Below are 12,324 nucleotides of genomic sequence, written 5' to 3' on the forward strand. Positions count from 1 at the left end.
CTCTTTCATGAAATCATAAAAAAGGCACCCTCAGGTGCCTTTTTTGTTTTATGCTTCGTCTTGGACACCGGCTTCTGTTGAAGCTTCAACCACTTCCACATCCACTTCCGTGACCTCAGCCACAACTTCGTCATCATCATCTTGCTTGGGTTTCGGTGCATTACGCACTGCCATACCCGTACCCGCAGGAAGCAAACGACCAAGAATTACGTTTTCTTTCAGACCTGTTAACCAATCCACCTTACCAGCCAAGGCTGCTTCAGTAATCACACGTGTCGTTTCTTGGAACGATGCCGCAGAAATAAAGGATTCAGTGTTCAACGATGCTTTGGTAATACCAAGCAATACAGGTTCAAAGACAACAGGTGGTTTACCTTCAGCTTCAAGTTTACGATTCAAACGAATCACCTGTTTACGTTCAACTTGTTCACCAGCCACATAAGTCGAAGCACCTGGATCCATAATTTGCACACGGCGCATCATTTGACGTACAATCACTTCAATGTGTTTGTCGTTAATTTTCACGCCTTGCAAACGGTAAACCTCTTGCACTTCATCGGTTAAGTATTTCGACAATGCTTCCACACCCAATACTTTTAAGATGTCATGCGGTGCAGGTGAACCTTCCATCAAACGCTCACCACGACGTACACGGTCACCCTCTTGTACACTGATATGTGAACCTTTAGGAATTTGATACTCAATCGCATCGCCACCATCATCGGGTTCGATATAAATACGGCGTTTACCGCGAATATCTTTACCAAACACAATCGTACCATCAGCGCCTGCAATAAATGCCAAGTTTTTCGGTTTGCGTGCTTCAAACAATTCAACCACGCGTGGCAGACCACCCGTAATATCTTTGGTTTTCGATGTTTCCCTAGGAATACGAGCCAATACATCACCGGCACGAACTTCTTCACCATTTTCACGGTTCATAATCGCACCTGGCGACAAGAAATAACGTGCTGGAACATTGGTACGTGCAATCACAATAGGATCATCATCAGGATTCTTCGGATCAACCAATTGCATTTGTGGACGCAATGCAGCAGAACCTGCATCAGAGCCTTGAATAACCACGCGGCTAGACATGCCTGTTACTTCATCCACTTCTTCACGAATTGTTTTGCCTTCTTCAATATCAACATAACGAACTTTACCGTCGACTTCTGCAATCAATGGCATGGTGTATGGGTCCCATTCAGCCAATGTTTTGCCTTGGGCAACTTCATCACCTGATTTAACCAACAAACGTGCACCATAAGGAATACGATGGCGTTCAACTTCTTTACCACCTGCATCCATCACCAACAATTCTGTATGACGGTTAATCACAATTTCAGCGCCTTGGGTATCCGTTACCACAATTTCATGCTCAAGTTGAATCGTACCATTATATTTTGCTTCAACAGATGCCGCTTCAGTCGAACGTGATGCCGTACCACCCACGTGGAATGTACGCATGGTCAACTGTGTGCCTGGCTCACCAATGGATTGTGCTGCAATCACACCCACAGCTTCACCCATGCCTACAGGTGTACCATGTCCAAGGTCGCGACCATAACAAGTGGCACAAACACCTTCGTCTGCTTCACAAGTAAGCACTGAACGAATACGCAATGATTCAATATTTGAAGCTTCAATTTTCTCAACCAAGTCTTCATTAATCATGGTACCAGCGGCAGCAATTTCTACACCTGATAATGGGTCAACCGCTGCTTCAAGCAATACACGTCCAAGCACACGCTCAGACATCGCTTCAATCACTTCACCACCATCAACCAGGTCAGAAATCGTAATGCCTGTAGCAGTACCACAGTCTTGTTCACGAATCACAGAGTCTTGCGCCACATCAACAAGCCTACGTGTTAGATAACCTGAGTTTGCAGTTTTTAGTGCAGTATCGGCAAGACCTTTACGTGCACCATGGGTAGAGATGAAGTATTGTAATACTGTCAAACCTTCGCGGAAGTTTGCCGTAATCGGTGTTTCAATAATCGAACCATCAGGTTTTGCCATCAAACCACGCATACCCGCCAACTGACGAATTTGCTGTGCGGAACCACGTGCCCCCGAGTCAGCCATCATATAAACTGAGTTAAATGTGGTCATCGATTCTGTTTTCTTACCATCTGGAGACATTACTTGCTCAGTTTGCAAGTTATCCATCATAGCACGAGCCACTTTTTCAGTGGTGTTGGTCCATAAATCGATTACCTTATTGTAACGCTCGCCAGCAGTAATCAAACCATCTCTATACTGCTGTTGTACGTCTTGCACTTCTTGTTCAGTGGTTTCAACCATGGTTACTTTATTCTCAGGAATAATTACATCCCCAAGACAGAACGAAGCACCAGAACGCGTTGCAAAGGTATAACCCAAATGTTTCAAACGGTCTGCTAGCAATACTGTTGCTTTATTACCTGCTGCCACAAAACATTGCTCAATAAGATTAGCCAACTCTTTTTTACCCAACACACGGTTGATGCTAGAAAAAGGTAGTTCTTCCGGTAAAATAGTTGAAAGAATAGCACGGCCCACTGTGGTTTCCTCACGAGCACCACGGATACGGCATGTGATACGCGTATGAATATGTACAGAACCTGCATCATAAGCACGTTGCACTTCATCAGGTGAAACAAAAATTGTGCCTTCACCTTTTTCAAAAGGGCGCTCACGTGTTAAGTAATAAATACCAAGCACCATATCTTGCGTAGGTACAATCACAGGTTTACCCGTAGCTGGTGACAACACATTGTTCGATGCCATCATCAATGCACGTGCTTCCATTTGTGCTTCTGTTGAAAGCGGTACGTGAACTGCCATTTGGTCACCGTCAAAGTCGGCGTTGAACGCAGTACAAACCAATGGATGCAATTGAATCGCTTTACCTTCAATCAAAATGGGTTCAAAGGCTTGAATTCCCAATCTATGCAATGTTGGTGCACGGTTAAGCATCACAGGATGTTCATGAATCACTTCTGCCAAAATATCCCAAACTTCAGGAATACCTTGCTCTACAAGTTTGCGTGCTTGTTTAATGGTTGATGCCAACTCACGCACTTCAAGCTTGTGATAGATAAATGGTTTAAATAATTCCAAAGCCATTTTCTTAGGTAGACCGCACTGATGCAGTTTAAGCTCAGGGCCAACCACAATCACCGAACGACCTGAGTAATCTACACGTTTACCCAACAAGTTTTGACGGAAACGACCTTGTTTACCTTTAATCACATCAGACAATGATTTAAGCGGACGACGGTTGTTACCAGCGATGGGTTTAGAGCGACGCGCATTATCAAACAATGCATCTACAGATTCTTGCAACATGCGTTTTTCATTGCGTGTAATGATTTCTGGTGCGTTAAGCTCTAACAAACGTTTCAAACGATTATTACGGTTAATCACACGACGATACAAATCATTCAAGTCAGAAGTGGCAAAACGACCACCATCCAAAGGAACCAATGGACGAATTTCTGGTGGTAACACAGGAATCACTTCCATAATCATCCACTCAGGGCGGTTACCTGAACCCACCATGGCTTCAATGGTTTGCAAACGTTTGGTAAGTTTTGTTAATTTGGTTACAGCTTTGGTCGCTGCAATTTGTGCACGTAATGATTGGCGTTCTTCTTCAAGGTCAATGTTTTTCAACATTTCACGTAAAGCTTCACCACCCATGGCTGCGCGGAACTCTTCACCATACTCTTCAAAAGCTTCGATATATTCTTCTTCTGAAAGCAATTGGTATTGATCAAGGCTGGTTAGCCCTGGATCTAGCACCACATAAGATTCAAAATACAAGATGCGTTCAAGTTCTTTTAAGGTTTTATCCAAAATCAAACCAATACGCGAAGGCAATGATTTCATAAACCAGATATGTGCAACGGGTGCAGCCAAATCAATGTGTGCCATACGTTCACGACGAACTTTCGATTGAATCACTTCAACCGAACATTTCTCACAAACCACACCACGATGTTTCAAACGTTTGTATTTACCACACAAACATTCGTAATCTTTAATCGGACCAAAGATTTTTGCGCAAAACAAACCATCACGCTCCGGTTTGAATGTACGGTAGTTGATGGTTTCAGGTTTTTTAACCTCGCCATAAGACCATGAACGGATTTTCTCAGGGCTGGCCAAACCAACACGAAGGCCATCAAAGTCTTCAACACGACTTGGTTTTTGGAATAATTTAAATAATTCTTGCATGATTATTCTCCTTCACCTTCTTTTGGTTTCTTGACCATGGACATATCAATACCCAAAGCATTCATCTCTTTGACCATCACATTGAATGATTCAGGGATACCTGCTTCAAACGTCATTTCACCGCGAACAATGGACTCATACATCTTCGTACGACCTTGAACATCATCGGCTTTAACAGTAAGCATTTCTTGTAAGGTATAAGATGCACCATACGCTTCCAATGCCCATACTTCCATCTCACCAAAGCGCTGACCACCAAACTGCGCTTTACCACCCAAGGGTTGTTGTGTAACCAATGAGTAAGGGCCAGTCGAACGGGCATGAATTTTCTCATCCACCAAGTGATGCAGTTTCAAGATATACATTTGACCCACAGTGACTGGTCTATCAAATGCTTCACCTGTATAACCATCATACAGAACCATTTGACCTTCAGCTTCTACTTCTGCCAAATTCAACATATTGTCAATATCAGCTTCTTTAGCACCATCAAATACTGGTGTGGCAATCGGCACACCACCTTTCAGTGTTTCTACAAGGCCTTCAATATCTTTGCTGCCCATTTTTTTGATGGATGCACAAGCCTTGTCATCACCTTCATAAATTTCTAACAAGAACTCCCGCTGCTCTTCAACAGCAACTTCTGCTCTCACCATTTCATCCAAACGACGACCCAACTCTTTGGCTGCATGACCCATATGCACTTCGAAAATCTGACCGATATTCATCCGTGATGGTACACCCAATGGGTTCAAACATACATCAACAGCATGACCATCTGCGGCATAAGGCATATCTTCTTCAGGTACAATCACCGAAATCACACCTTTGTTACCATGACGACCCGCCATTTTATCACCCGGTTGTAGTTTACGTTTCACCGCAACAAATACTTTAACGACGGTAAGTTCACCTGGTTTTAATTCAGAGCCTTCACGAACTTTAGCAACTTTTTCTTCAAAACGTGTTTCTAAACGTTCACGTTCTGTATCCATATTACTTAGGATTGAAGCAACTTGTGTGTTGATATCGTCATCTTCCACAGAAAGCGTAGACAAGTCTTTTACGGTTAATGAGGATAAGTGATCATCAGGAATAGTATCACCCTTATTCAAACCTTTCACAGTCACCGCTTTTTTGCCTGCCAATAGTGCTTGCAAACGAGAGCGAACATTTTCTTCTAAAGTACGACGTTCATCTTCTTTATCCGTATAAAGCTGCTCAACCGATGCTTCTTCAATGGATTTGGCACGGTCATTTTTTTCATCACCACGGCGTGTAAATACTTGAACATCAATCACCACACCTTCATCACCAGGTTTCACACGCAATGACGAATCCCTAACATCCGATGCTTTTTCACCAAAAATGGCGCGCAATAATTTTTCTTCAGGTGACAATTGGCTTTCACCTTTTGGTGTAATTTTACCCACCAAAATATCACCTGGTTTTACTTCTGCACCGACATACGCAATACCAGACTCATCCAAATGACGCAGTGCATCTTCACTTACATTTGGAATATCACTGGTGATTTCTTCATCACCCAACTTGGTTTGACGTGCTGTACATGTAAGCTCTTCAATATGAATGGATGTGTACACATCATCTTTCACCAGTTTCTCAGAAATCACAATCGCATCTTCGAAGTTATAGCCACGCCAAGGCATCAATGCTACTTGTACATTACGACCAAGTGCCAACTCACCCCTATCCGTTGATGGACCATCAGCAATAATATCGCCTTTACCAATCACATCATTCACTTTCACAATCGGACGTTGGTTAAAACATGTATTCTGATTTGAACGACGGTATTTAAACAAGCGGTATACATCAATACCAGGCTCGCCTTCAACTTGTTCATCATCATGAACACGCACAACAATACGCGAGCTATCCACACGCTCAACCACACCACCACGGCGTGCAACTGCTGACACACCAGAGTCACGTGCCACTTCAGCTTCCATGCCTGTACCCACAAGTGGTTTCTCAGCACGCACCAAAGGCACGGCTTGACGTTGCATGTTTGAACCCATCAATGCCCTGTTCGCATCATCATGCTCAAGGAAAGGAATCAAACCAGCTGAAACAGATACCACTTGTGATGGTGATACATCCATATAATCGATTTCTTCAGGTGGCACCATCAAGAATTCGCCATCTTGCCTACACTGAATAAACGCGGCATCAAACTCACCCTTATCATTCACTTTAGCATTGGCTTGGGCAATGATTAGTCCTGCTTCATCAATGGCTGACAAATACACTACTTCACGGGTCACACTACCCTTTTCAACTTTACGATATGGTGTTTCAATAAAACCAAAATCATTCACTTTAGCAAAAGAAGACAATGAGTTAATCAAACCAATGTTTGGTCCCTCAGGTGTCTCAATTGGACATAGACGACCATAATGCGTTGGATGTACGTCACGTACTTCAAAACCAGCACGGTCACGCGATAAACCACCAGGGCCAAGTGCCGAAAGGCGACGCTTGTGTGTTACTTCAGACAATGGGTTGGTTTGGTCCATGAATTGTGATAATTGTGATGAACCAAAGAACTCACGAACAGAGGCAATCAAAGGTTTAGAATTTACCAAGTCAGAAGGCATCATTTCTGCAATTTCAGCCGTGCTTAAACGATCACGAATCGCACGTTCCATGCGAATCAAGCCAATACGAATTTGGTTTTCTAACAACTCACCAACAGAACGAAGGCGACGGTTACCCAAGTGGTCAATATCATCCACTTCGCCAATACCATCACGCAATTTCAATAATGTATCAACAGATAAAAGAATATCGTCAACACGCAACGTACCTTGATCCAAAGGCACATCATCATCAGAAATGTTCAGGCGGCTATTTAACTTCATCCGCCCAACACGTGATAAGTCATAACGTGATTTGTCAAAGAACATAGATTCAAACAATGCTTTTGCTGTTTCCACAGTTGGTGGTTCACCAGGACGCATCATACGATAGATTTCAACTTGTGCTTCTTCTTTAGACTGCACCATATCCATACGTAATGTATCGGCCAACCAAGGACCCCTATGGAATGCATCAATGAACAAACATTCAAAAGTTTCAACACCTGCTGTACGCAATGCTGCCAATGACTCTTCAGTTAACTCATGGTTAGCATCCATCAACATTTCATCGCCTGCCAACATCACAGGCTGAGCTGTTACTTCACCCAATACATTTTCTTCAGGAACATCCAACCATTCCACACCAGCTTCGCTTAGCTTTTTAATCGCTACACGGTTAATCTTTTTACCTTCGGCAACAATACGTTTGCCATCAATTTCGATGTCACGCACAGCACGGCTACCCAAAAATAAATCAGCATCAAATTTCACTTGATAGCCATCTTTGGTAATTTGGTATGTACGACGCTTGTAGAAATGATCCAAAATATCTTGTGTACTTAAGCCCAAAGCTTTAAGCAAGATACCAGCTGTCATTTTACGACGTAAATCAATACGGAAATACAACTTGTCTTTAGCATCAAATTCAAAATCTAACCAAGAACCACGATAGGGGATAATTCTTGATTTAAACAACAGCTTACCTGAAGCATGCGTTTTACCACGGTCATGGTCGAAAAACACACCTGGAGATCTATGCATTTGTGAAACAATAGCACGTTCCGTACCATTAATAACAAATGAGCCATGATCCGTCATCAAAGGAATTTCACCCATGTATACAGTCTGATCACGTACTTCTTTTAATTTTCTTTTCTTGCCTTTGCTGCCATCTTGCTCAAACACCTTAAGGCGGAGCTTCACTTTCACCGGCAAAGCAAAAGTAATATCACGACGAATACACTCTTCAAGGTCGTAGCGAGGTGCCATATATTCAAGGCCTTCAAAATGAAGCTCTGCACCACCTGAGTAATCACGAATTGGGAACACTGACGCAAATACAGTTGCTAAACGCGAACCTGCAATATCTGTAGAACCCTGCCCTACACCAACGAACTCACTGTATGAACTCAATTGGAGTTGCAGCATATTTGGCATCTGTGTAACCGAATCAATTTTACCAAAATTCTTGCGGATACGTTTAACAATAGCTTGTTTGCCCATGTGTTGACCTCAATATTTCTTATAAATCTTATCTTTCTTTCAATCTCAAACTAAAACGCGAAAAAGACCAAACCCTTAGCAGTAAACTACTAAGGGATTAGCCTTCAATTACGCGTGAATCAAAAAGCGCAATGCGCTAATTATTTCAACTCTACAGTTGCGCCAGCTTCTTCAAGTTTTGCTTTCAAAGCTTCAGCGTCGTCTTTAGAAAGACCTTCTTTCACGTTACCTGGAGCGCCGTCAACGACTGCTTTAGCTTCTTTCAAACCAAGACCAGTTGCTTCACGAACAGCTTTGATTACTTGAATTTTCTTTTCGCCTGCTGCAGTCAATACAACGTCGAACTCAGTTTGTTCTTCCGCTGCTCCAGCGTCGCCGCCAGCTGCTGCAACACCAGCTACTGCTACAGGAGCTGCTGCTGATACGCCGAATTTTTCTTCCAATGCAGATACCAACTCAGAAAGTTCAAGTACTGACATAGTTTCGATTGCTGTGATTAAATCATCTTTTGTAATAGCCATTTTAATTGTTTCCTCTTGCGTTTTTTATTAGTTATAAAAATAAATACGGTTTGTATTTATGCTTCTTTTTGGTCGCGTATTGCTGCCAAAGTCCGCACAAATGATGCCGGAATTTCGTTCAAAGTACGTACGAAACCACTGATCGGTGATTGCATGCTGCCCAACATCTTAGCCAACAATTCATCGCGCGATGGTAAGCTCGCCAATGCTTTGATACCCGCTGCATCAATCGCTTTTCCATCAAGAACACCACCACGAATTTCTAAGGCTTTATTCTCTTTGGCAAAGTCAGAAATTGCTTTGGCCATACCCACTGGGTCTGAACCATATGCAATTGCAACAGGACCGGTGAAAAATTCTTCAGCTGCTTCGACACTTGTACCTTTTGCTGCACGACGTGCTAATGTGTTTTTTACGATACGTAAATTAACATTTGCATGATGCAAGCGACTTCTTAGGTCACCCATAGCAGATACATTCAGACCACTGTATTGTGCAACAATAGCAGAGTCTGACTCCGACCAAGCAGTATGAAGTTCTTCGACAATAGTTTGTTTGTTTCCCCGATTCACTTCTACCTCCTTGCTTATTTTTGACCCGCGCAAGTGAGCTATCACTCCATCTGTACTGGCTTTCATGATTAAGCAAATAAATGCGCCTGTAGTCTGGGACGGATCGTTCTTTAATCACATAATGCGATTAACTTGTTGTATGCACCGCTTCCCAGGAAGCGGTGCATACCAATTCTTATTAAAGTGTACCCAAGTCCACGCGTACGCCTGCACCCATAGTCGCAGAAAGTACAAAACTTTGCATATAACGACCTTTAGCAGATGCTGGTTTCATACGGTTCAATTCTGAAATCAAAAACTCAACATTTTCATTAAGTTTTTCAGCATCAAAAGAACAACGGCCAACAGGCGCATGAACCACACCTGCTTTATCTACACGCACTTCAATTTGACCCGATTTGATCGCTGCAACAGCCTTAGCCACATCCATAGTTACCGTACCCAATTTAGGGTTTGGCATCAAACCACGAGGACCCAACACACGACCCAAACGACCCACTTGACCCATCATGTCTGGTGTTGCCACAACACGGTCAAAGTCCATGAAGCCACCTTGGATTTTCTCAGCCAAATCTTCAGCACCTACAATATCTGCGCCCGCTTTTTCAGCTTCTTCAGCTTTAGGACCTTTAGCAAATACCGCAACACGTGCAGTTTTACCAGTGCCGTTTGGCAATGCGATTGTACCACGAACCATTTGGTCTGCGTGACGTGGGTCTACACCCAATTTGATTGCAACATCAACAGACTCATCAAATTTCGCTTTAGGTTGTGCCAGAATTGCTTCTAGCGCTTCTTTAACACTTACATTGTTCTCAGGAACGCAGTTACGCGCTTCTTTCATACGTTTCGTTAACTTTGCCATGACTTATCCCTTGACCTCTAGACCCATAGAACGAGCGGTACCAGCAATGATTTTTGCACCTGCTGTTACATCATAGCAGTTCAAATCAACCATTTTTGCTTGTGCAATTTCTTCTAATTGCGCTTGGGTTACTGTGCCAACTTTATTTTTGTTCGGCTCACCACTGCCTTTTTTAATATTCGCAGCTTTCATCAATAAAATTGATGCAGGTGGTGTCTTGATAACAAAATCAAATGATTTATCTTTATATACTGAAATCACAACAGGAAGCGGCATGCCTGCTTCCATTTCTTGCGTTCTGGCGTTAAACGCTTTACAGAACTCCATGATATTCAGACCAGCTTGACCCAATGCAGGACCAACTGGTGGGGCAGGGTTTGCTTTACCTGCAGGAACCTGAAGCTTTACAAGCTTCTCTAATACTTTTGCCATTATACATTCTCCAACCGATTTCAAAGCATCGTGCTTATCTATCTTTATTCGTGATTATTCAACCACTCCCGCAAACGCGGTAAAACCCAGCATCCTTGCCAGGCCATAACTTTTAAGCTTTTTCGACTTGGAAGTATTCCAACTCAACAGGCGTAGGGCGACCAAAAATTGAAACACTTACCTTCAACTTCGCCTCATTCTCATCCACTTCTTCAACCAAGCCGTTAAACGAAGCAAACGGGCCGTCAATAACGCGAACAGCCTCACCAACTTCAAACAATACTTTTGGCTTAGGACGTTCAACACCTTCTTCAATCTGATGCAACAAACGATCAACTTCCTTCTGAGGCATAGGACGCGGTTTACCCGTACCACCCAAGAAACCAGTAACCTGCTGTGTAGACTTCACAATATGCCAAGTCTCATCCGTCAGCTCCATTTCAACCAAAACATAACCCGGAAAAAACTTGCGGCGACTAATAACCTTTTGACCATCGCGTAACTCAACCACTTCCTCTCTAGGAACCATAATCTGACCAAACAAATCCTGAAGACCCGCTCGCTCAATATTCTCAGTTAAAGCTGCAACAACCTTATCTTCCGCATTCGAATACGCCTGAACCACATACCATTGTTTTGCCATTTATATCACCTTCTGAACAAGCCAACCTAACAGCGAGTCAATACCGTATAAAAAGATGGAAATAATCACCACCATTACAAACACCATCAAAGTAGCTTGAATCGTTTCTTTACGCTCAGGCCAAACCACTTTCTTAGCCTCAATTTGAACTTCGCGTATAAATTTTTGTGTATCTGCGATACGACCCATGTTACCAACCTCTACAAAGAAACTTTACTACTTCAAACGGTAAAAAATGGCAGGCGAGGAGGGACTCGAACCCACAGCACCCGGTTTTGGAGACCGGTACTCTACCAATTGAGCTACTCGCCTATCTCACCCTGACCTTAAACTTTACTTTCTTTATGAAGTGTATGTTTACGGCAAGAATTACAATATTTTTTCAACGCTAACTTTTCAGTCATCGTACGTTTATTCTTATCCGTCGTATAGTTACGACGCTTACAATCTTCACATGCCAATGATAATAGTTCACGCATTTTATTTACCTCTACCAAACAGCAAAGGCGACTGCAGATTCCTCCGCAGTCGCCTACCGTTTTTTTAACCTTAATTACTTGTTAATATCAGTTACAACGCCAGCGCCAACTGTGCGTCCACCTTCGCGGATAGCGAACCTAAGTTCTTTATCCATTGCGATTGGTGTAATCAATGTTACGTCCATAGCGACATTATCGCCAGGCATTACCATTTCAGTGCCTTCAGGCAACTTAACAGAACCAGTCACGTCAGTTGTACGGAAGTAAAACTGTGGACGGTAACCGTCGAAGAATGGCGTGTGACGACCACCCTCATCTTTGTTCAAAATATATGCTTCAGCTTTGAACTCAGTGTGTGGTGTGATTGAACCAGGCTTAGCCAATACTTGACCACGCTCAACGTCTTCACGTTTGGTACCACGTAACAATGCGCCAATGTTGTCGCCTGCTTCACCACGATCCAAAAGCTTACGGAACAT

At 43.0% G+C, this 12,324-nt stretch carries 10 protein-coding genes and 1 tRNA gene; all 11 read right to left on the reverse strand.

The annotated features are described in order from the left end of the window. Positions 1–48: 48 nt before the first annotated feature. Positions 49–4,227, reverse strand: a complete 4,179-nt coding sequence (gene rpoC, locus DM09_RS00380; RefSeq protein WP_038246601.1) for a DNA-directed RNA polymerase subunit beta' — start codon at positions 4,225–4,227, stop codon at positions 49–51. Between the two features lie 2 nt (positions 4,228–4,229). After that, the gene (rpoB, locus tag DM09_RS00385) at positions 4,230–8,333 is read right to left on the reverse strand and encodes a DNA-directed RNA polymerase subunit beta (RefSeq protein ID WP_081881018.1); all 4,104 of its coding nucleotides are present in this window, start codon (positions 8,331–8,333) and stop codon (positions 4,230–4,232) included. Between the two features lie 140 nt (positions 8,334–8,473). After that, positions 8,474–8,854 (reverse strand): 50S ribosomal protein L7/L12, encoded by a 381-nt coding sequence (gene rplL, locus DM09_RS00390; RefSeq protein ID WP_038246603.1) that lies wholly within the window; start codon positions 8,852–8,854, stop codon positions 8,474–8,476. A 56-nt stretch (positions 8,855–8,910) separates the two neighbouring features. Next, positions 8,911–9,426 carry a 50S ribosomal protein L10 gene (gene rplJ / locus DM09_RS00395; protein WP_038246604.1) on the reverse strand — a complete coding sequence of 172 codons (516 nt, stop codon included), beginning with the start codon at positions 9,424–9,426 and terminating at the stop codon, positions 8,911–8,913. A gap of 178 nt (positions 9,427–9,604) precedes the next feature. Beyond that, complete coding sequence (gene rplA / locus DM09_RS00400) at positions 9,605–10,291, reverse strand: 50S ribosomal protein L1 (protein WP_038246606.1); 687 nt, start codon at positions 10,289–10,291, stop codon at positions 9,605–9,607. Positions 10,292–10,294: 3 nt separating this feature from the next. Further along, entirely contained in the window at positions 10,295–10,723 is a 429-nt protein-coding gene (rplK, locus tag DM09_RS00405) for a 50S ribosomal protein L11 (protein ID WP_038246607.1), read from the reverse strand. A 112-nt stretch (positions 10,724–10,835) separates the two neighbouring features. Continuing rightward, entirely contained in the window at positions 10,836–11,366 is a 531-nt protein-coding gene (gene nusG, locus DM09_RS00410; protein WP_038246609.1) for a transcription termination/antitermination protein NusG, read from the reverse strand. Continuing rightward, positions 11,367–11,555 carry a preprotein translocase subunit SecE gene (gene secE, locus DM09_RS00415; protein ID WP_038246610.1) on the reverse strand — a complete coding sequence of 63 codons (189 nt, stop codon included), beginning with the start codon at positions 11,553–11,555 and terminating at the stop codon, positions 11,367–11,369. It abuts the gene before it with no gap. Positions 11,556–11,602: 47 nt separating this feature from the next. Continuing rightward, positions 11,603–11,678, reverse strand: a tRNA-Trp gene (locus DM09_RS00420). Between the two features lie 14 nt (positions 11,679–11,692). After that, positions 11,693–11,845, reverse strand: a complete 153-nt coding sequence (rpmG, locus tag DM09_RS11260; protein WP_081881019.1) for a 50S ribosomal protein L33 — start codon at positions 11,843–11,845, stop codon at positions 11,693–11,695. A 74-nt stretch (positions 11,846–11,919) separates the two neighbouring features. Continuing rightward, positions 11,920–12,324 (reverse strand): EF-Tu C-terminal domain-related protein (locus DM09_RS00425; RefSeq protein ID WP_038246612.1); only part of this gene is annotated, 405 nt, incomplete at its 5' end.

This window comes from Ghiorsea bivora (assembly GCF_000744415.1).
Lineage (GTDB): Bacteria > Pseudomonadota > Zetaproteobacteria > Mariprofundales > Mariprofundaceae > Ghiorsea > Ghiorsea bivora.

Coding starts and splice junctions, on each gene's coding strand:
- rpoC (WP_038246601.1), bottom strand. CDS start 4,227: ATGCAAGAATTATTTAAATTATTCCAAAAACCAAGTCGTGTTGAAGAC.
- rpmG (WP_081881019.1), bottom strand. CDS start 11,845: ATGCGTGAACTATTATCATTGGCATGTGAAGATTGTAAGCGTCGTAAC.
- rpoB (WP_081881018.1), bottom strand. CDS start 8,333: ATGGGCAAACAAGCTATTGTTAAACGTATCCGCAAGAATTTTGGTAAA.
- nusG (WP_038246609.1), bottom strand. CDS start 11,366: ATGGCAAAACAATGGTATGTGGTTCAGGCGTATTCGAATGCGGAAGAT.
- secE (WP_038246610.1), bottom strand. CDS start 11,555: ATGGGTCGTATCGCAGATACACAAAAATTTATACGCGAAGTTCAAATT.
- rplK (WP_038246607.1), bottom strand. CDS start 10,723: ATGGCAAAAGTATTAGAGAAGCTTGTAAAGCTTCAGGTTCCTGCAGGT.
- rplA (WP_038246606.1), bottom strand. CDS start 10,291: ATGGCAAAGTTAACGAAACGTATGAAAGAAGCGCGTAACTGCGTTCCT.
- rplL (WP_038246603.1), bottom strand. CDS start 8,854: ATGGCTATTACAAAAGATGATTTAATCACAGCAATCGAAACTATGTCA.